Consider the following 18,005-nt stretch of genomic DNA (forward strand, 5'->3'; position numbering starts at 1 on the left):
CCGCGTGACGGTTCAGAGCTGATCGAGGACGAGCTCCCCGCGCGAGTTCAACTGCTCCATCATGTGCGTGACCCGGTTGGCCTCGACCCTCGGCAGCGTAGGCTTGTCGAACTCGAAGACCAACGGGATGCTCGGGTGCACCCAGATGCTCAACCGCCCCGACTGCACTTCAGGCTTCGGCAGCCAGGTCATCATGAAGCTCTCGTTGCGGCGGAGCTTCGTGCCGATCACGATCTTGAGGTGCGCCAGAGTGGCATCGTCGATCTCGATCGCGGGGCGCGAACTGTTGTACTCCAGAGTTCCCATGAGAAGAACTGTACGCGCCGTCTAGCCGAGCTCGTACTCCGGACCTTCGGGTGCGTCGAGGGGCGGCCCCGAGGGGGACTCGACCGCGCGGGTGAGCGCCTGCAGACGACGGACCAGTTCGGGATCCTCCAGCTCCGGCCCGCTGCCGCTGATCGCCTTCGCCACGATCTGGCTGGCCGGACCGATCAGGAACTTCGCCGCCACGACGGTGCCGTCCTGCTCCCGCACCGGTATCTCGATGATCTCCGCGCGCTCCTCATCTCCCAGCGCGCGCCCGTACGCCAGCAGAGCGTCCGCGATGTCGTCACCGGTCAGGAACTCTTCGCCGCCATACAGGATCGATTGCATAGTGCCGTTCTACGGCACCAGCGCCGCATCCCCGCGCCCCTTGCCCGCTCACCCGGCGAATGCTAGCGGCACGCGGAGCCGGTGCCGCGCAGTCAGTCCTCGACCACGGCGAGCTCTTCGCGCAGAAGAGCGGCACCCGCACTGAGCGCGTGCAGCTTTCCACGTGCGACGTCACGAGGCAACGGCGCCAGGCCGCAGTTCGTGCTCGCCACGAGCTTGTCGGCATCGACGAAACGGAGCGCGTCGCGGAGGGTGTCCGCGACCTCTTCCGGCGTCTCGATGGTCTCGCTGGCGACGTCGATGGCTCCGAGCATGACCTTCTTACCCCGGATGAGTTCGATGAGGTCGAGAGGAACGTGGGAGTGGTGACTCTCGAGCGAGATGGTGTCGATGCTCGAGCGCTGCAGCAGCGGGAACGACGTCTCGTACTGCCGCCACTCCGCCCCGAGGGTCGCCTTCCAGTCGGTGTTCGCCTTGATCCCGTAGCCGTAGCAGATGTGCACCACGGTCTCGGCGCGCAGCCCCTCGGCCGCCCGCTCGAGCGCCGCGACTCCCCAGTCCCGCACGTCGTCGAAGAACACGTTGAACGCCGGCTCGTCGAACTGGATGATGTCGACGCCCGCGGCCTCGAGTTCTCTCGCCTCCTGGTTGAGGATCGTCGCGAACTCCCAGGCCAGCTTCTCGCGGCTCTTGTAGTGGCGGTCGTAGAGAGTGTCGATCATGGTCATCGGACCGGGCAGCGCCCACTTGATCGGCTGGTCGGTCTGCTGGCGGAGGAACTTCGCGTCCTCCACGAACACGGGCTTCTCCCGACCCACGGCACCGACGACCGTCGGCACGCTCGCGTCGTAGCGGTCGCGGATGCGGACGGTCTCCCGCTGATCGAAGTCGACGCCGGAGAGGTGCTCGATGAAGGTCGTCACGAAGTGCTGGCGCGTCTGCTCACCGTCGCTGACGATGTCGAGGCCCGCGACGCGCTGCTCCTGGACGGCGATGCGCAGCGCATCCTGCGTGCCCTCGACCAGCGCCTCCCCCTCCAGCTTCCAGGGAGACCAGAGGGTCTCCGGCTGCGCGAGCCAGGACGGCTTGGGCAGGCTGCCGACGATCGAGGTGGGAAGCAGCGTGTTCATGATCGGCGATTCTCCGGCCATCATCCGACGGAGACCAGGGAGGCGGCGGAGCTGCCGGCGGCCCACTGCTCGAGCAGCTCACCGTGCGGCTTCATGAGGTGCTCCTCCGTGTACTTCCCCTGCTCGGCCGCGAGCCGGCTGCGCTCGTCGCGGTCGTAGGCGATCTTCGTCACCGAGTAGTCCTGCTGCTCCAGGCTCGGCTGATAGACCTTCGCTGCGGCCGAGTTCGCGTTGTAGATCTCCGGTCGGTAGATCTTCTGGAACGTCTCCATGGTGCTGATCGTGCCGATGAGCTGCAGGTTCGTGTAGTCACCGAGCAGGTCGCCGCGGAAGTAGAACGCCAGCGGCGCGACGCTGCCGCGCGGCATGAAGTACCGGACCGAGAGACCCATCTTCCCGAAGTACGCGTCGGTCAGCGACGGGTCCTTCTGCTCGTATTCGACGCCGAGGATCGGGTGGTGGTTCTCGGTGCGACGGTATGCCTTGCTCGTCGAGACGCTGATGCAGATCACCGGCGACACCGCGAAGCGCTCCCGGTAGGCGGCCGAGTCGAGGAAGTGCTGGAAGAGCTTGCCGTGCAGGTCGCCGAAGTCGGAGGGAACGGTGAACCCTCCTGCCGCTGCCGTCGCCGCCGGAAGTCGCACGCTGAAGTCGTAGTCGCGGATGTAGGACGAGAAGTTGTTCCCCACGATCCCGTGGCTGCGCTTTCCGGTGAGACGGTCGACGATCTGGATGTCCAGGACCTCGAGCAGCGGGAAGTCCTGGTCCTCCCCCACCGCGGCGAACTGGACCGCGACGGAGACGATCTCGAGTTCGACGGTGTAGCGGTCACCGTGCGGGTTGTCCCACTCGGCGAGATCGTTGAATCGACGGTCGATCATCGACAGGGCGTTGCGGAGGTTCTGCTGGCGGTGCTCACCGCGCGCCAGGTTGGCGAAGTTCGTGGTGATGCGGGAGTTCTCCGACGGCGAATAGTCCTCGTCGAAGCGGGTCGTCGTGATGCGGAACGTGAAGTCGTGGGCCATGAGGTTGCCAATCGGTGAGCTGATCGGCCGGGCTCGGCCTCGCGAAAGGGGGTGACTCCATGGTGCGGTGCAAGCCGCCCTATCGAGAAATGCGCTGTGACTATGCCGTGGCATAGTCTGTGGCTATGGCCAAGCGTTCGAGCGGCATCACCCTGCAGCAGCTCACCTATTACATCGAGGTCGCCGCGGAAGGATCGATCAGCGCCGCCGCCGACCTGCTCTACGTCGCGCAGCCCACGATGTCGGCGGCGATGAAAGACCTCGAGAGCCGGGTGGACCGTGTGCTCCTCCTCCGCTCCGCGCGCGGCGTGACACTCACCACCGATGGCGTGGAGTTCCTCGGCTACGCCCGACAGGTCGTCGAGCAGGTCGCGCTCCTCGAACAGCGCTACCTCGACCGGCCACCGTCCCGACGCCTGCTCGGAGTGTCGACGCAGCATTACTCGTTCGCGGTCGACGCGCTGGTGCGGATGGTGAAGGCGACCTCGGCGGCCGAGTACGAGTTCTCGCTCCGAGAGACGCGCACGTGGGACATCATCGAAGACGTCCGCACCCTCCGCAGCGAGTTGGGGATCCTGTACCGCAACGACTTCAACGGGAACGTCATCGACAAACTGCTCCGCGACTCCGGGCTCGCGTTCCACCCGCTCTTCGTCGCCGAGCCGCACATCTTCATCTCCCGCAAGAATCCCCTCGCCTCGCGGGATCGTGTGAGCCTCGACGACCTCGCCGAGGTGCCGCGCCTGACCTTCGATCAGGGCGCGAACAACTCCTTCTACTTCGCCGAGGAGATCCTCTCCACCCTCTCGAGCCCGCAGGAGATCCGGGTCTCCGACCGCGCGACCATCTTCAACCTCATGATCGGACTCGACGGGTACACCATCTCGACGGGCATCATCAGCGACGACCTCGACCCCGAGATCGTCGCCATCCCCCTCGACGTCGACGAGCGCATCGAGATCGGCTGGATCGGCCACTCCGCGATCCCGCTCACCGAGCAGGCGCAGCGCTACCTCGCCGAGCTACGCACCGTCGTCTCGGGATTCGGGGTGGAACTGCTCGGGTGAGCCCGTCCCTCGCTATGCGGCGTTCGGCGCACCGCGCTAGGTTGAGCAGTCGAACCACTCCTGACCGGAAGGCAACAGCACATGCGCGTCACCCCTCGCGTCTGGATCGGCTTGGCGATCTACGTCGGTTACGTCGTCGTCATCTTCGTCGTGTCGAAGCTGAGCGGGGTGGCATATACCGACATCGGAAAGTCTGCCGAGTTCACCTGGCGCGGCGCGGTGCTCGATCTCGCTGTCGGCGCTGTCCTCCTCGCCATCACCACCTGGGCGTTGGGGTGGTGGAAGCCTGCGCTGTTCGAGCGGAAGCGATCGCACCACAAGTGGCCGATCTTCGTTCCGGCGTTGATGTTCGTCGTCGCTGTGGTGAACCTGTTCAGCACCGACTGGTCCCAGTTCGACGCGTCATTCCTCCTGTCCCTGCTCGCCCTCGGAGTCGCCGTCGGATTCTGCGAAGAACTGATGTCGCGAGGGCTCCTGCTGACAGCGTTCCGCTCACGCCTATCCGAGGTCTGGGTCTGGCTGCTCACCTCGATCCTCTTCGGCGCGATGCACCTGCTCAACGCCGCCCTCGGGGCCCCGCTCCCGGGCACTCTCGGTCAAGTGGTGATCGCCGCCATGTCCGGCACCTGCTTCTACATCGTGCGACGGGTCACCGGCTCTCTCATCTGGGCCATGGCACTGCACGGACTCTGGGATATATCCGTCTTCGCGGTCGGCTTCGCCCCGCTCAACGGTGCCGGGGCGAGCATCCTGGCGCCCGTCATCGGCATCCTCGCTGTCGTCGTCGTCCGCTGGGTGATCAAGGGAACAGACGAGAGGCCGGTCGGAGCAACGACCACCGCACCCGCACAGGCCTAGCCCGCCAGCGCGAGCGTCAGAGGTACTGCTCCATCCGCGCGGTGAGGTTCGCACGATGTTCTTCGAACCGGCGGCTGGTCTCGAGCGTGCTGATCCCCTCGCCTGCCGGCGTGAGGAGATCGAGATCGTCGCGCGCGAAAAACACGTCGTAGAACGGTGCGAGCTCCTCGTCGGAGTACTTGTGCAACCCCGCGAGCGTCTGCAGCGGCGTGCCCCAGCGGGCGGCGTTGGCATTCACGTCTGCCCCACCCTCCAGGAGCCGCTCGAGGAGCCACACCTCGCCGGCGAAGTCATGGGAGGTGTGGGAGAAGAGGATGTGCAGCGTCGAATACCCCTCCGGGGCGACGACTGCTCCCGCATCCGCCCCGTCGTCGAGCAGCCGATTCGAGATCGCGATACGAGCGTCGAGGTGCCGGTTTCCGAGCGCACGATGCAGCAGAGTCAGCCCCGTGGAGCTGACAGCGTGAGCATCTCCGTCGTAAAGGGCGAGAAAGTCCTCGTAGGAACCCGACTTCGCTGATCCGTATGCGCTCGGCATCATCCATCTCCTATCTGGCCGTGTTCTATCTGACTGTGTCCCACCATAGGTCGAGGCGGCGATGAACCCTCAACTCGTGATGCGGCCGCCCAGTGCGGGGCGTCGGGCCCACTTCATCCGCAGCCGCTGCATGGCCGTCAACCCGTCGGCGGGCGTGGACGCGTACGTCGAGGACTCGACGAACCATGGCTCGATCGCGAACATGTCGCCCTGCCAGCGGAAGCCGAGGCCCGTCATCGAGAGGCCGAGGATCCGGGCGAAGTCCTCGGCCGCGTCGTCCAGAGCCTGTCTCGACATGACGGCATCCGCGGGTCCGATGCGCTCGAGAACAGCGGTGAAGGCGGCCCAGAAGTCGTCGAATCCCCGCAACCACACCGGGTCCGTGCCGACCTCGCTCGGGAGTCGGCCATCGGGGACGACCACGTCCCGGGCGGCGGCATACGCGAGTCCGCGCCACCCGATCAGCACACAGCTCGTCACCTCGAACACCAGCCTGTCGACGGAGCGATGACCTTGGTACGTGGCGACAGCTGTATCGAGGTTGGCCTGCAGATCGGCGATGATCGCGGCCGGCTCCCACTGCGGCTCACCGCGGCGGAACTCTTCGCCGACACTGATCTCTGCCCGGTACTCCTCGATGATCGCTGCAGCTCCGCCCACGAGGTTGAGATCGCGAAAGCTCGCGGTCGCATCGGGCTGATGCACCTGCCCGTTTTGATGCATGACGACGTGCTGCGTTTCGTGCACGAGGACACGCCTGGCGATCAGTTCGTTGACCTCGGACTGGTCGCTGTCGAGATCATTGCGGAAGTGGTGCGCGTGGAGAAGCACGACGGCGCGGCCGTCCGGCAGCCGGATCGTCTTCCCTGCGGAGAGCCCCGCACCGTGCTCGACGGCATGGATTCCCGCGGCGTCCTTCTCGGGAGACCAGCGCGCCACCGAACCGGCCATATACCCGGTCACCACCAACTGCACGCGTGCAGGATCCGGGACAGAGCGGTCGAGGTGCGCCCAGCACCACGCGAGCGTCGTCGGCACCGACGGAGGCTCGAGCGTGACATCGACCAGCTCGAGATCGACACCCTCGATCAGCAGCTCGACCAGCGGCTGCGGCGTGCCGCCCGTCATCCGATCGCGCTAGTCACGGGGTGGCGAGCCAGGTTCGCCAGGGCGTTTCCGGGGAGATGTGCGCTGCGACGGCGTCGAGCATCCCCGCGAGTTTCTCCCACCGCGGCTGTGCGCCGAAGTACTCGTGGAGTCCGGTGACGAAGGCCTGTGCGCGGTCCAGTTGATCGTGTTGCAGGTACCACGCGAAGACGCCCTCGAAGAGGCTGAGCTTCTTCCCGGAGAGATAGTCGACGGCATCGGCCGTCGTCGTGAATTCGTTCATCCGGCCGAGCACCGCGTCGATACCGCGAACCCCGAGAGCCCCGATGTCGGCCGGGTCGGATTCCTGCGTGATGGTGATCGCCTCGGGGAGGCTCCGATCGACGTTGTGGGGGCGGAACATGAGATTAGTCGGGCGCGGCCTGCTATCCACCCCAGCCAGGAGTTCGCTGATCGCCGGCAGGTGGATGATGCCGTTGAGGTACACGAAGCCTTGCGCCCCGCCGACGCGACTGCGCTGAATCTCCACTGTCTGGACCGTCTCACCGACCGAGCGTCGGAACTTGGTGGTTCCATCCGCTTCGAACCCCTTCTCCAGGAGATACGGCTTCAGGGTGTCTTTCACAGCGCTGGTGATGATGTCGGCGGGCCTCATGTTCATCCACCTACTCTTTCGCTGCGGTCTCAGGAGCCTGCTGGCCGCGCTCTGCGAGGTAGGCGGCCGCACGGCGCTTCAGGTCGGAACGATGCGGTTCGCGCATGAGCTGGATGCTCTCGTACACCGAGCGGCCATCCTTGGCGGTGGCCAGCAGATCGAGGTGCGACTGTTCGAAGAGCACGTCGTAGAACGGCGCCAGCGTGGCATCCGAGAACTTCGCCTGACGGGCGATCGTGAGCAGCGGAGTGCGGAACCGACCGGAGAAGTGATTGATGTCGGCACCCGCCTCGATGAGCCGGCGCAGCAACGGCACCTCCGCCGGCACGTCGTGGTCACCCCGGCCGAGCAGGGCGTGCAGCACGGTGTTCCGCTCGCCACCGACCCCGGAGAGGGCGGTGGCATCGGCCCCCTCGTCGAGCAGGAACGAACTGATCGCCACGCGTGCCGAGAGGTCACCGTTGGTCAGAGCGCGGTGCAGCAGGGTCTGCCCGTCACCGAAGTCACGCCCGGCGTCGCCCGGCTGGAATGCGGCGACGAACTCGTCGAACGAGGCGTTCGCCGCGAGGAACCACACGTCGGTGCTCACGAGGCACCGCCCTCGGCGTGGCTGTGGAAGACATATGAGCGGAGAGGCATGCGCACCACGCTAGCCGACCTCGAAGGAGCCGCAGACCTCAACCCGTGGTTGGTGTTCGCGTGAGCCGGCGCCTCTTAGCGTGTGCTCCATGCAAGAATCAGATCACGCCCACGACGTCGACAGCCGTGACCGAATACCACGCCTCCGTGCAACCGATCTGACCCATCACTATGGTTCGACGGTCGCGCTCGACCGGGTGTCGCTGACGATCCTCGACGGCGAAGCCGTGGCGATCATGGGGGCATCCGGATCGGGGAAGAGCACGCTGCTCCTCGTGCTGGCCGGGGTCATCCGCCCCGACTCCGGCACGGTGATGCTGCACACCGAGCAGGGCGCGGTGGATGTGGCAGCGATGGCGGATCGTGAGCGCTCCGCCCTGCGGTTGACGGAGTTCGGTTTCGTGTTCCAGGACGGAATGCTCATTCCGGAGTTGACCGCCGTGGAGAACGTGTCTCTGCCTCTGCTGTTGAACGGCACGGGGCGGGCGGAGGCCCAGCAGACCGCCGAGAGTCTGCTCGCAGAGCTGGGCTTGGGCGGCATGGAAGACCGACGGATCGGTCAGCTCTCCGGCGGACAGGCGCAGCGGGTCGCCATCGCCCGCGCACGCGCGACGAATGCCCGCGTGATCTTCGCCGACGAACCGACCGGGGCGCTCGATTCGCGCACGGCGTCGGATGTTCTCGGGGTACTTCTGGCAGCGACATCCGGGCAGGGGCGATCCCTGGTCGTGGTGACGCATGACGAGGATGTCGCCGCGCGGTGCGATCGGGTGGTGCGCCTCCGCGACGGACGAATCGATGCCGCCAAGGAGGCGTCCCGATGAGACTGCGGGCGCTGGCCGTGCTCGTGCGTCCCTCCCGCGGCGACGCTTCCGCCGTGACGCTCCCGGTGGTGGCCTTCGCGATCATCGGAGCGGTGACGTATCTGGCCGCAGCCTTGGCGAGGTTGTTCTGGATGGCGTCGGATGACGGTTTCGGCCAGTACAGCATCCTGGCGGTCGCCATGGTCGCTGTGCTGGTGGTGCCCGCCGGCACCCTGGGGACATCGGCAGCTCAGCTTTCCGCCCGTCGAAGGGAAGACCGTCTGGCGGTGCTGCGTCTGCTGGGCGCGTCATCGACGTGGGTCCGTGGGTTCGCCGTGATCGAGGCGTCTCTTCTCGCTGCGGCTGGGGCGATCGCCGGCCTGCTCGGCTATGCCGTTCTCGTCCCCGCGCTCACCCTGGTGCCGATAGCCGGTGAGCGCCCCGCTCTCTCCGAGGTGTGGCTCCCGGCGTGGACACTCGGAGTTCTGGTCTGCGCCCTCACAGCCGTGGCGGCGATCAGTGCCGCGGTGGGGCTGCGCCGCGTGATCATCTCGCCTCTGGGAGTTCGGATGCGGACGGATGCTCCGCGTCTCCACTGGGTTCGGCTGCTGGCGGGCGCCGTCGTGCTCGCCGGTGGCGTCACTCTGATGCAGGTCACGTCGGTGAGCTGGGGCGCTGTGGGGATCACCGCGGCGATCGTGGTCGTGCTCGTGGCGGTCATGGCGGTTCTCAATCTCGTGGGGCCGTTCCTGATCGGCTGGCGCGCACGGCGAAAGCTCGCTCGCGCCCGGACGGCTGAAGACCTGATCGCAGCTCGCGGCGTGCTGGAGTCCCCGGCGGCGGCGTGGCGATGGGTGTCCGGGGTGGGACTGGCGAGCTTCATCGCGGTTCCGGCTGGCTCGGTTCTGGGGTTCCTCGACATGGTGCAGAACGGCGACACCGTCCTCGCGGCGGACCAGCTGGTGTTCTTCGCCGACATCCGCACGGTCGTCATCGCCGCGGTGGCGGTGTCGTATCTGCTCGTGGCATGCACGGTCGGCATCACTCAGGCGGCGTCCGTGCTGGAACGTCGCGCCCTCTACGTCAGCCTCGACCGGTTGGGCATGCCGCCACGGGTGATGAATCGCTCCCGACGTCTCGCCGTGGCCTCTCCGCTGTTCGTCGCGGCGGTCTTTCCGGCCGTGGCCGCATGCGTCCTGTTCGCCCCGGTGGTCGCACTGTCGGTCTTCACCGCCCCTCTGTTCATCGCCACCGTCATCGCGTGCATCGCGCTCGGCGTTCTGCTCGTGCAGCTCGGGGTCGTCGCGACGGCTCCCCTGCTGCGGCGCGTCCTCGCTGCGCCCGACCGGGCTCTGTAGCCCTCCGCCGGACGCCCCCATCCGTCGGTGGACCTCGAAGATCAACCCCTGGTTGGCGGGCGGGCGGAGTGCGGATTTCTACCGTTGAAACAGGTCGACGAAAAACGCGAAATCGAAGGAGACGCAATGACGATCGAGGTTCAGAATCTCAGCAAACGGTACGGCGATCGCTATGCCGTGCGAGACGTGTCGTTCACGGTTCAGCCGGGCGCGGTCACGGGTTTTCTCGGGCCGAATGGAGCGGGCAAGTCGACCACGATGCGCTCGATCGTCGGACTCGACCGCCCGTCCTCGGGACAGGCACTGATCGACGGGAAGCCGTACGCGTCCTACCGAGCGCCATTGCAGCAGGTCGGCGCGCTGCTCGACGCGAGATCGGCCCACAAGTCCCGCACGGCCGTGAACTACCTGGCCTCGATCGCGGCCACCCACCACATCCCGAGGGCCAGGGTCGATGAGGTGCTCGAGGCGACCGGACTGACCTCGGTGGCGAAGAAGAAGGTGGGCGGGTTCTCGCTGGGCATGGGCCAGCGGCTCGGCATCGCCGCCGCACTGCTGGGCGACCCGTCGACGTTGATCCTCGACGAACCCGTGAACGGTCTCGACCCCGAAGGCGTCACCTGGGTGCGTACCCTGCTCGGTGATCTCGCCGCTGAGGGGCGCACCGTGTTCCTCTCGTCGCACCTGCTCAGCGAGCTCGCACTGATCGCGGACCACGTCATCATCATCGGACGCGGCGAGATCATCGCGGACTCACCGATCGACGCTCTCACGGCGGGCGGGCAGACCAGAGTGCGGGTGCGCACCACGGACACCGCCGCATTGAGCAACCGGATCGCGAACGCCGGCGTCACGGTCACCTCTTCGGAGCTCGAGCTCTTGGAGATCGACGGACTCACCGCGGAGGAGATCGCTCGGGCAGCGCACGAAGCCGGCATCCTCCTGACGGAGCTGACGCCTGTACGCCAGACCCTCGAAGACGCCTACAACGCGCTGACCCGAGACGCCGTCGAGTATGCCTCGACCGGGCTCTGAGATCAGCTCCGCAGGAAGGACCATGATGACCACTCTCACCGAGCCGGTGAAAGCCACCGGAAGAAATGCCGACCTCCCCGGCGCGATCCGTTCGGAATGGATCAAGTTCCGGGGCCTCACCTCGAACTTCGCCCTGGCCGGATTCACCCTGCTGCTGCTCATCGCGAACGGGATCGCGATGCCGTTGGCCTATGTGTTCCGTGACCGCGGTTCGCCCAAGGCCGACTACGAGGCCTACGCGGAGATGATCGTCGACAAGACCGGATACGTCGGCGTCGTCCTCGCTGTCCTCGCCGCCCTGATGGTGACCAACGAGTACCGCTCGGGTCAGATCAAGACGACGCTCCTTTCGGTCCCCCAGCGGGTTCCGGCGCTGGTGTCGAAGGCCACGATCATCGCCGCCGTGTCCTTCGTGATCGGCGTGGTCAGCTCGAGCATCGGATTCGCGATCGCACCGACCATCCTCGCCGGCGGCGGCTACAGCTATCCGTTGGATACCGCTGATGCGATCCGCCTCATCCTCGGGTCGGGGCTCTACCTGGCGACGCTGAGCATCATCGGCATCGCCGTCGGCTCGCTCATCCGGAACGTGGTCGCGGCCGTCCTGACGACCATCGTGTTCCTGATCATCGTGCCGGTGATCCCGCAGATGTTCTCCGAGTACGGCACCGAGATCACCCGCTTCTTCCCGATCGAGTCGGGGTCGCTCCTGCTGGCACCGCTCGGAACCGACGCGATGGGGCCCTGGGGCGGCTATCTCGTACTCTTGGCCTGGACCGTCGTCCTGTTCACCGCAGCCGCGATCGTGCTCAGACGCCGGGACGCATGACAGCATTCGGGCGGCGGTCCGAACTCCGGGCTGCCGCCCCGACCCCGCAGAAGGAACAGCACGCAGGACGGATGCTCGAGAAGATGCGCTGGTTCACCTCACACCCGTTCGTCGTCGACGTGCTGGTGGTGATCGCCGCCGTCGCGCTGCAGGTTCTCGCCTTCGCCCTGGCCGGGCAGGGTCCGCTCTGGCCCGGTGCCCTGATCGCCGTCGTCTCATCCGTACCGCTGTTCTGGCGTCGCCGATCACCGTTGCTCGCACTCTGCGCGACGGTGTGCGTCGGTGCCGTCGCCGTATGGATCCTTCCCGGCATCGGGGCGCTGAGCTTCCCGTTCGCGTTCGCGCTCTACACCGTCGCCGCGACTCGCCCCTTTCCGCGCGCTGCCCTCGGGTACGCGATCGGCGTCTGCCTTCCTGCGCTGAGTGCCTTGGCGCTCTTCCTGACGAACGGGGTGGCGTTCTCACCGCTGTTCCTCGACCCGCTCGCCCTCGTCGCGCTGTCGCTGGGGCTGGCCGTGAAGAACCGCCGGCAACGTCAGGAGTCACACGCGGCGCTCGTGGAACAGCGGTTGGAGAACGCGCGGGTCAGCGAACGGAACCGGATCACCGCCGAGATGCACGACGTCGTCGCCCACTCGATCTCGATCATGATCGCCCTCGCGGACGGCGCATCGACCGGGTGGCAGAAGCATCCCGACCGTTCCGCAACCGCGCTGCGGAACCTGGGCGACGTCGGAAGAACCGCGCTCAGCGACATGCGTCGCATCCTTCACCTGCTCCGAGACGACGACGACGAACTCGCAGAAGCACTGCATCACTCCGGCCATAACCTCCCCGCCCTGGAAGAACTCGTCGACGTCTTCCGCGCTGCGGGACTCGCCGTGCACCTGGTCCGCGTCGGAAGCGCCATCCCGCACGACCCCACCCTGGCGACCACCGTCTACCGAATAGTCCAAGAGGGCCTGACGAACGCGCTGCGCTATGCCGAAGGAGCCACGCGCGTCGAGGTGCGACTCGAATCCGACGGGGCCCAGGTCGCACTCACGATCACCGACGACGGACACGCGCCCGCAGCCGGGGCACCGAGCCAGGGCAGCGGCAGAGGGCTCCGCGGCGTCGCGGAACGTGCCGCCGCGTACGCGGGCACCAGCTCCAGCGGACGACTCCCCACCGGCGGGTGGCTCACGACCGCGACCCTGTTCATCGACGATGAAAGCCGAGCCGATCCCTCATGACTCCGCCACCGATCCGCGTCCTGGTCGTCGACGACCAGCCCCTCGTACGCATGGGCAACGCCCTCGTGCTCGACAGTGCCGACGACATCGAGGTCATCGCCGAAGTCGGCAGCGGCGAAGAGGCCGTCGCCCTGGCAGCGGAACTGCGCCCCGACGTCGTGCTCATGGACGTGCGCATGCCCGGCATCGGCGGCATCGAAGCCACCCGACGGATCACGGCGGAAGACCCCCGGATCAAGGTCATCGTCTTCACAACCTTCGACATCGACGAGTACGCCTTCGGCGGGCTCCATGCAGGTGCGAGTGCGTTCCTCCTCAAGAGCGCCACGCCGGAAACACTCACCGCGGCCGTCCGCACCGTTGCCGCGGGTGACAGCGTCGTCGAACCGCGCATCACCACACGACTCATCGACCACTACGTGAAGCGCGACGCGACTCCGGTCACCGGCAGCCCGCCCTCACCCCTCGACCGTCTCACTCCTCGCGAATACGACATCTTCCTCGCGATCGCCACAGGGCTCTCCAATCCGGAGATCAGTGAGCGGCTGCACCTCACTCCGGCGACGGTGAAAACCCACGTCAACCGCGTCTTCGCCAAGCTCTACCTGAGGGATCGCGTGCAGGCGGTCATCCTCGCGTACAAGCTCGAGGTGCTGTGAGACCCTTTTCCGGCTGAATCTACGACTCCTGATCGGGGTCCACGGCGGCACTCGCCTCGAGCTCTCGAAGGCGCTTCAGCTGCGCCCACGGCCAGAAGGCGATCCACCCGATCGAGACGATCGAGGCGCCCATGATCATTGAAGCGATATCCATGCGACCCACGCTACGGAAACCGGATGCTCGCGAGCATCCCCCGTGCGACGGACTTGAGGCCCTGGGTTCCTGAAAACCCGTGACGGCATGGATACTTCGCGCGACTCCCGAGGTTCTTCCCCGATGCAACGCTTCGGCGATGATCGGACATGAGCAGTAGTGAACGGATCATCGGAGGAAACCCATGGACGACACACAGCTCAACCGGCTGCTCACTCCACACGACAAGTGGGCGGAGTCGCCCGAAGTCCTTGACGCGATGCTCGACCGCGTCGCCAGGAATGCCGCAGAGCAGACCGCGCGGCCTCCGCGTCGCCGGCGTGGTGTCCGCATCGCCGCGGTCGTGGCTGCACTTCTGGGCGTCGGAGCGATCGCGACTGCGGCAGCCGTCTACATCGCCCCGAGCTTCACCCCGGACGTCGTCATCCCGATCTCCTACGTCACGGATGAGGGCAAGACGGTCGAGTGCACATACTCGCTCGCGGTCACGTCCTGGGATGGCACGGACGTCACCGAGGCGAAGGAATGGATCGCCTCGCACGACTGGACCGGTATCGGCCAACGCGGCTACGACCTCGGCGAGAAGAACCCTGACTCTGTCGGCGACCCTGACGTGGCTCCCGAGCTCACCCAGGAGGACCTCGACCGGACGACCGTGTCCACAGGCATCGTCACCGCTATCGGGAACGAGATCCCGTTCGAGCTGATCAACGCACCCGGTATCGGCACCGCCGGCACGTCGACGTGCACGTGGGTGCGGCACTGATGCCCGGCCGTCCTGAGGAGCCCCTCGAAGCGCTGGTATCGATGTGGAGCGACGACAGGCTCGACCTTCCTCGCCTGATCGATGAAAGCAAACGTGCACTGTTCGGCTACTTCGCTCGACGGGTCGTCTCCACCGACGATGCCGCGGACCTCACCGGCGAGGTCCTGCTCACGATGTGGCGCAAGATCGACGCCATGCCGCCCGACCATATCGAAGCCCGGATGTGGATGTTCGGGATCGCCCGGAACGTCCTGGCCAACCACCGACGCGCCCTCTCCCGCAGACGGAAGCTCAGCGACAGACTCACGGGCGAAGCGCTCGTCAGCGGCGATGCCCGCCCCGTGCGTGATGACGTGTGGGAAGCACTCGAGGCACTTCCGGCGGGTGATCGCGAGATCATCCAGCTCGTCCACTGGGACGGGTCCTCCCTTGCAGAAACAGCGAAGATCCTCGGCAAGAAGCCGGCGACCGTCCGCAGCCGATACTCGCGGGCACGCGCGAAACTTCGGGCCGACCTGGCCCGTGAATCTGACTCTTAGGAGCTTCCGGCTGTAATGATCCGTCCGTCCGGTCGTCGGCCAGCGATCAGTCGATGAATCGCGCCATCGAGGTAGCTGGAGTAAATAATGGTGCGCCCTTCATGTATTAGCAGCACCGACAACCACCTGCCCATTGAGCATCACTGCGTTATTCGGGTTCTTCGCTTCCTTGGCAGGGTCGCTGAGCCTCCACCGCGCGCGGCAACTTCAGAAGAAACCAGCCCGCGAACGGGTGACGATGGCCGTCCCGATACTTCGCGCCGGGTCATCTGAACTACTCATCGCGCTCGCCCTCGAGCACTTGGAGGTTCTCGCCAGGCTTGCCGCGGAACTGATCCTCACGCTCGCTTACAAGCGCCAGTTGTTGCGATTGAGGTGCCGTCTACTCGATCATCGACGAAACGAGTTCCTCCGTCGGAGAGCGGGTAGCGGACCCGGGGATCTTGACAGCGGCTACAGTCCTTGAGTTGCGAGTCTGCCGAGTCGTGACCGCTGATTCCGACGCCCAGCCTTTGTGGTGTCGCTCGATCTCAGCGCGTGAGCGGCGGCCCCAACCGAGTCGATTCATCGTCGTCGCTTCGCCGACGCCCACAGTCGGCCTGAGTTTCCAGAGGGTCAGGATCGCTGCCCAGACTAGACCTGCATCAAAAAGGTATCCGGCCCGTGCATCGGCGGTGCAGGAGGAGCACCATCGATGAGCCGGATAGTGGGTATGGCACCACCATCACGCCCCTCCAAATCGCCCACGATGACGCCGCACTGGATCAACAGGCGCAGGCGAAGTGCAGTGCGCGGGCCAAAGACACGCCGCATCCTCGACAGTTAGGCTGTGCCCGGAACACTATCTCGAAAGGTCGGAACCCGGAGTGCCGATACCCTCGCATCTCATGGACGCAGCTGACGCAAAGGTCGCCAATCTCGTGGAGGCCGCAGTGGCGCTGGAACCGGCTGAGTTCTGCAGCCACCAAATTCTCGACCGAGTGCCATGGCTGTTCGACGACCGGGCGGCCTACATAGACTGGAAGCAGTCACTGGCGGAAGCGCTGGGTGTCGACCCGTATGCGATCTGCATCGTTGGGAGCGCCGCGACCGGAGTCAGTTTGTCGCCAACCAAGGGGTTCACGCTGTTTCACGAACGCTCAGACATAGACGTGGCCGTAATCTCAAACCATCATTTCGACCTCGCCTGGCGCAAGGTGCGCGACCTTTCCCTGCAGCCAAACCTTCTCAGCAAAACGATGAAGACAAAGATTGCGCGGCATCGCCGCGGATTGCTCTTCGACGGATGCATCGCCACCGACAAGATCCTGAGCATGCTCGAATACGGCCCGGCCTGGCAGGACGCTCTGCTACGTGCGGGAAAGAACCCGCCCGTTGTCGGACACACGGTCAAGGCACGATTGTACCGCGACTTTGAATCGCTGCGGGCCTACCAACTCAAGAGTGCGCGTCACGCGCGAGAGGAACTGGAATGAACGCTATCCGGAGTACTTTCCTGGAGCCCACCACTCAGACAGTGTCGTGGTTCAACAAAAGGCTTAGCGACGACGAGCTAGTGTTGAAGCCACTTTTCCAGCGCAACCCGGTGTGGACGTCCACCCAGAAGAGCTACCTGATCGACAGCATTCTGCGTGGCTATCCGGTACCGGAGATCTACCTTCAAACCACCGAGGACAAGGACGGCAACGATCGTCACATCGTTGTCGATGGCCAGCAACGCATTCGCGCCTGCCTTGAGTTCCTGGCCGGTAACTTCGCTCTTTCAGAACGAGATGCAGACTGGGATGGCGCCCGTTTCGATGATCTGACGAAGGACCAGAAGACAGCCCTTCGCCAGTACCGATTCGCGGTGCGAGTGCTTCCCGCACTCGACGAGACATTAATCAGAGAGATCTTCGGTCGCCTCAACCGAAACAACATGGCGCTGAACAAGCAGGAGCTGCGCAACGCGACCTACTGGGGCGAATTCATCACCACGATGAACCGGCTCGCCGACGATCCGTTCTGGGTCGACAGCGGGATCTTCACAGTCAATGACTTCCGCCGAATGCTCGACGTCGAGTTCATCAGCGAGCTCGCCATTGCGGCTCTTTACGGGCAGCAAAATAAGAAGGACAATGTTGACCGCCTTTACGGCGAGTTCGAGGAGGAGTTCCCGGCCCGCGCGGAGACCGAATCGACCTTCCAAGCAGTGTGCCAAGTACTGACCTCCGTGGTCGACTGGGATTCCTCGACACGGTGGAAGCGCAAGAGCGACTTCTACACACTGTTCGCGTTCTACGCGGAGCAGACCGACTCGCTGCCGCTGGCCAAGGACGAGGTTGAAAGACAGAAGGCCCGCCTGGCAGCGTTTAGCGCCTCAATCAGCACCTATCTTGCTGACGACGAGACGCCCGCCACTGAAGAGGTCCGCGATTACGCCAGATACGTGCAACGTGCAGCCAGCGACCTCCAGAGCCGGAGGGTTCGTCTAGCAGCGCTTCGCGCCCACCTCACTGAGACCGCGTACACACGGCCGACAGGCACCAAGTCCGCGACCCCAACGTCCAAGCTTGACGCGCTCAAGATCGAAGTCGAGCCCGAAGCTGAGGTTGACGAGGACTCAGATTAAAGGGTGTCATCCCTCCGCAGCAGCGCCGTACCCCGCATCCGTCGAATAAGACAACTTACCGAGGCATTCGGCGTCGCGACCTACCCGCTCCGCGACGGCGCAGCCACCGATCGGCGGATCTCCCATAATTCGCCCTGAGCACCCATGCCGCGCGGGTGAGCCAATGCTCATCAGGGGCGAATCGCCCTGCGATGAAGTCACTCGCCTGCATTCTGGATTGGGTATGCGTCACCAGCCTCGTTCCCCATGCGCGCCCCCTGGCGCACGAAGCTCTGAGCGTTTCCAGTCGCTCAGAGCCTGGCAACCATGAACTCTGTGTCACGGAGATCTCCGATACGCCAGT

Annotated in this window: 21 protein-coding genes; 12 read left to right on the plus strand and 9 right to left on the minus strand. The window is 65.4% G+C overall.

Going from position 1 to position 18,005, the window contains the following annotated elements; all coding sequences use genetic code 11:
* Window positions 1-12: 12 nt before the first annotated feature.
* The 4 genes from OC372_RS08485 to OC372_RS08500 form a co-directional block, all read right to left on the minus strand.
* The gene (locus OC372_RS08485; RefSeq protein ID WP_029262405.1) at window positions 13-306 is read right to left on the minus strand and encodes a hypothetical protein; all 294 of its coding nucleotides are present in this window, start codon (window positions 304-306) and stop codon (window positions 13-15) included.
* Window positions 307-327: 21 nt separating this feature from the next.
* On the minus strand, window positions 328-654 hold the full coding sequence (locus OC372_RS08490) for a hypothetical protein (RefSeq protein ID WP_262001510.1): 327 nt from the start codon (window positions 652-654) through the stop codon (window positions 328-330).
* A gap of 92 nt (window positions 655-746) precedes the next feature.
* A complete protein-coding gene (locus OC372_RS08495; protein WP_262001511.1) occupies window positions 747-1,784 on the minus strand; it encodes a methionine synthase in 1,038 nt (345 codons plus the stop codon).
* A 20-nt stretch (window positions 1,785-1,804) separates the two neighbouring features.
* Window positions 1,805-2,809, minus strand: coding sequence for a DUF1852 domain-containing protein (locus tag OC372_RS08500; protein ID WP_262001512.1), 1,005 nt, complete (start codon window positions 2,807-2,809; stop codon window positions 1,805-1,807).
* 125 nt (window positions 2,810-2,934) lie between these two features.
* Between OC372_RS08500 and OC372_RS08505 the strand changes: the two genes are divergently transcribed.
* On the plus strand, window positions 2,935-3,876 hold the full coding sequence (locus OC372_RS08505) for a LysR family transcriptional regulator (RefSeq protein WP_262001513.1): 942 nt from the start codon (window positions 2,935-2,937) through the stop codon (window positions 3,874-3,876).
* 81 nt (window positions 3,877-3,957) lie between these two features.
* Window positions 3,958-4,734, plus strand: coding sequence for a CPBP family intramembrane glutamic endopeptidase (locus tag OC372_RS08510; RefSeq protein WP_262001514.1), 777 nt, complete (start codon window positions 3,958-3,960; stop codon window positions 4,732-4,734).
* Window positions 4,735-4,750: 16 nt separating this feature from the next.
* On the opposite strand, the gene OC372_RS08515 is transcribed toward OC372_RS08510, so the two are convergent.
* The 4 genes from OC372_RS08515 to OC372_RS08530 form a co-directional block, all read right to left on the minus strand.
* Window positions 4,751-5,275: an ankyrin repeat domain-containing protein gene (locus tag OC372_RS08515; protein WP_262001515.1), complete on the minus strand. Its 525-nt coding sequence runs from the start codon at window positions 5,273-5,275 to the stop codon at window positions 4,751-4,753.
* A 66-nt stretch (window positions 5,276-5,341) separates the two neighbouring features.
* The gene (locus OC372_RS08520; protein ID WP_262001516.1) at window positions 5,342-6,400 is read right to left on the minus strand and encodes a hypothetical protein; all 1,059 of its coding nucleotides are present in this window, start codon (window positions 6,398-6,400) and stop codon (window positions 5,342-5,344) included.
* Window positions 6,401-6,413: 13 nt separating this feature from the next.
* Window positions 6,414-7,040, minus strand: coding sequence for a DUF4304 domain-containing protein (locus OC372_RS08525; protein ID WP_262001517.1), 627 nt, complete (start codon window positions 7,038-7,040; stop codon window positions 6,414-6,416).
* Window positions 7,041-7,044: 4 nt separating this feature from the next.
* Window positions 7,045-7,623 carry a hypothetical protein gene (locus OC372_RS08530; RefSeq protein ID WP_262001518.1) on the minus strand — a complete coding sequence of 193 codons (579 nt, stop codon included), beginning with the start codon at window positions 7,621-7,623 and terminating at the stop codon, window positions 7,045-7,047.
* A gap of 139 nt (window positions 7,624-7,762) precedes the next feature.
* On the opposite strand from OC372_RS08530, the gene OC372_RS08535 reads away from it, so the two are divergent.
* From OC372_RS08535 to OC372_RS08560, 6 genes are all read left to right on the plus strand, one after another.
* On the plus strand, window positions 7,763-8,497 hold the full coding sequence (locus tag OC372_RS08535) for an ABC transporter ATP-binding protein (RefSeq protein WP_262001519.1): 735 nt from the start codon (window positions 7,763-7,765) through the stop codon (window positions 8,495-8,497).
* Window positions 8,494-9,834: a permease gene (locus OC372_RS08540; RefSeq protein ID WP_262001520.1), complete on the plus strand. Its 1,341-nt coding sequence runs from the start codon at window positions 8,494-8,496 to the stop codon at window positions 9,832-9,834. The genes OC372_RS08535 and OC372_RS08540 overlap by 4 nt, the downstream gene beginning before the upstream one ends.
* 126 nt (window positions 9,835-9,960) lie before the next feature.
* Window positions 9,961-10,869, plus strand: a complete 909-nt coding sequence (locus OC372_RS08545) for an ABC transporter ATP-binding protein (RefSeq protein WP_262001521.1) — start codon at window positions 9,961-9,963, stop codon at window positions 10,867-10,869.
* 22 nt (window positions 10,870-10,891) lie between these two features.
* Window positions 10,892-11,698, plus strand: coding sequence for an ABC transporter permease (locus tag OC372_RS08550; RefSeq protein WP_262001522.1), 807 nt, complete (start codon window positions 10,892-10,894; stop codon window positions 11,696-11,698).
* Window positions 11,695-12,933, plus strand: coding sequence for a sensor histidine kinase (locus tag OC372_RS08555; protein ID WP_262001523.1), 1,239 nt, complete (start codon window positions 11,695-11,697; stop codon window positions 12,931-12,933). The genes OC372_RS08550 and OC372_RS08555 overlap by 4 nt, the downstream gene beginning before the upstream one ends.
* Window positions 12,930-13,592 (plus strand): response regulator transcription factor, encoded by a 663-nt coding sequence (locus tag OC372_RS08560; RefSeq protein WP_262001524.1) that lies wholly within the window; start codon window positions 12,930-12,932, stop codon window positions 13,590-13,592. The genes OC372_RS08555 and OC372_RS08560 overlap by 4 nt, the downstream gene beginning before the upstream one ends.
* A 19-nt stretch (window positions 13,593-13,611) precedes the next feature.
* Here OC372_RS08560 and OC372_RS08565 read toward each other — a convergent pair whose 3' ends face one another.
* The gene (locus OC372_RS08565; protein WP_262001525.1) at window positions 13,612-13,746 is read right to left on the minus strand and encodes a hypothetical protein; all 135 of its coding nucleotides are present in this window, start codon (window positions 13,744-13,746) and stop codon (window positions 13,612-13,614) included.
* 184 nt (window positions 13,747-13,930) lie between these two features.
* On the opposite strand from OC372_RS08565, the gene OC372_RS08570 reads away from it, so the two are divergent.
* From OC372_RS08570 to OC372_RS08585, 4 genes are all read left to right on the plus strand, one after another.
* Window positions 13,931-14,512, plus strand: coding sequence for a hypothetical protein (locus OC372_RS08570; RefSeq protein ID WP_262001526.1), 582 nt, complete (start codon window positions 13,931-13,933; stop codon window positions 14,510-14,512).
* Window positions 14,512-15,051 carry an RNA polymerase sigma factor gene (locus OC372_RS08575; protein WP_262001527.1) on the plus strand — a complete coding sequence of 180 codons (540 nt, stop codon included), beginning with the start codon at window positions 14,512-14,514 and terminating at the stop codon, window positions 15,049-15,051. The genes OC372_RS08570 and OC372_RS08575 overlap by 1 nt, the downstream gene beginning before the upstream one ends.
* An 887-nt stretch (window positions 15,052-15,938) precedes the next feature.
* Window positions 15,939-16,526 (plus strand): hypothetical protein, encoded by a 588-nt coding sequence (locus OC372_RS08580; RefSeq protein WP_262001528.1) that lies wholly within the window; start codon window positions 15,939-15,941, stop codon window positions 16,524-16,526.
* Between the two features lie 41 nt (window positions 16,527-16,567).
* The gene (locus tag OC372_RS08585; protein ID WP_262001529.1) at window positions 16,568-17,662 is read left to right on the plus strand and encodes a DUF262 domain-containing protein; all 1,095 of its coding nucleotides are present in this window, start codon (window positions 16,568-16,570) and stop codon (window positions 17,660-17,662) included.
* Window positions 17,663-18,005: the final 343 nt, after the last annotated feature.

Origin of the sequence: Microbacterium sp. Mcb102 (assembly GCF_024519805.1) — a bacterium.
Classification (GTDB): Bacteria; Actinomycetota; Actinomycetes; order Actinomycetales; family Microbacteriaceae; genus Microbacterium.

What these genes read in the sequence shown, in the direction of transcription:
- OC372_RS08565 (WP_262001525.1), bottom strand. Translation starts at nt 13,746, where the DNA reads ATGGATATCGCTTCAATGATCATGGGCGCCTCGATCGTCTCGATCGGG.
- OC372_RS08495 (WP_262001511.1), bottom strand. Translation starts at nt 1,784, where the DNA reads ATGAACACGCTGCTTCCCACCTCGATCGTCGGCAGCCTGCCCAAGCCG.
- OC372_RS08510 (WP_262001514.1), top strand. Translation starts at nt 3,958, where the DNA reads ATGCGCGTCACCCCTCGCGTCTGGATCGGCTTGGCGATCTACGTCGGT.
- OC372_RS08505 (WP_262001513.1), top strand. Translation starts at nt 2,935, where the DNA reads ATGGCCAAGCGTTCGAGCGGCATCACCCTGCAGCAGCTCACCTATTAC.
- OC372_RS08525 (WP_262001517.1), bottom strand. Translation starts at nt 7,040, where the DNA reads ATGAACATGAGGCCCGCCGACATCATCACCAGCGCTGTGAAAGACACC.
- OC372_RS08575 (WP_262001527.1), top strand. Translation starts at nt 14,512, where the DNA reads ATGCCCGGCCGTCCTGAGGAGCCCCTCGAAGCGCTGGTATCGATGTGG.
- OC372_RS08500 (WP_262001512.1), bottom strand. Translation starts at nt 2,809, where the DNA reads ATGGCCCACGACTTCACGTTCCGCATCACGACGACCCGCTTCGACGAG.
- OC372_RS08520 (WP_262001516.1), bottom strand. Translation starts at nt 6,400, where the DNA reads ATGACGGGCGGCACGCCGCAGCCGCTGGTCGAGCTGCTGATCGAGGGT.
- OC372_RS08515 (WP_262001515.1), bottom strand. Translation starts at nt 5,275, where the DNA reads ATGATGCCGAGCGCATACGGATCAGCGAAGTCGGGTTCCTACGAGGAC.
- OC372_RS08570 (WP_262001526.1), top strand. Translation starts at nt 13,931, where the DNA reads ATGGACGACACACAGCTCAACCGGCTGCTCACTCCACACGACAAGTGG.
- OC372_RS08550 (WP_262001522.1), top strand. Translation starts at nt 10,892, where the DNA reads ATGATGACCACTCTCACCGAGCCGGTGAAAGCCACCGGAAGAAATGCC.
- OC372_RS08490 (WP_262001510.1), bottom strand. Translation starts at nt 654, where the DNA reads ATGCAATCGATCCTGTATGGCGGCGAAGAGTTCCTGACCGGTGACGAC.
- OC372_RS08545 (WP_262001521.1), top strand. Translation starts at nt 9,961, where the DNA reads ATGACGATCGAGGTTCAGAATCTCAGCAAACGGTACGGCGATCGCTAT.
- OC372_RS08555 (WP_262001523.1), top strand. Translation starts at nt 11,695, where the DNA reads ATGACAGCATTCGGGCGGCGGTCCGAACTCCGGGCTGCCGCCCCGACC.
- OC372_RS08535 (WP_262001519.1), top strand. Translation starts at nt 7,763, where the DNA reads ATGCAAGAATCAGATCACGCCCACGACGTCGACAGCCGTGACCGAATA.
- OC372_RS08540 (WP_262001520.1), top strand. Translation starts at nt 8,494, where the DNA reads ATGAGACTGCGGGCGCTGGCCGTGCTCGTGCGTCCCTCCCGCGGCGAC.
- OC372_RS08580 (WP_262001528.1), top strand. Translation starts at nt 15,939, where the DNA reads ATGGACGCAGCTGACGCAAAGGTCGCCAATCTCGTGGAGGCCGCAGTG.
- OC372_RS08485 (WP_029262405.1), bottom strand. Translation starts at nt 306, where the DNA reads ATGGGAACTCTGGAGTACAACAGTTCGCGCCCCGCGATCGAGATCGAC.
- OC372_RS08560 (WP_262001524.1), top strand. Translation starts at nt 12,930, where the DNA reads ATGACTCCGCCACCGATCCGCGTCCTGGTCGTCGACGACCAGCCCCTC.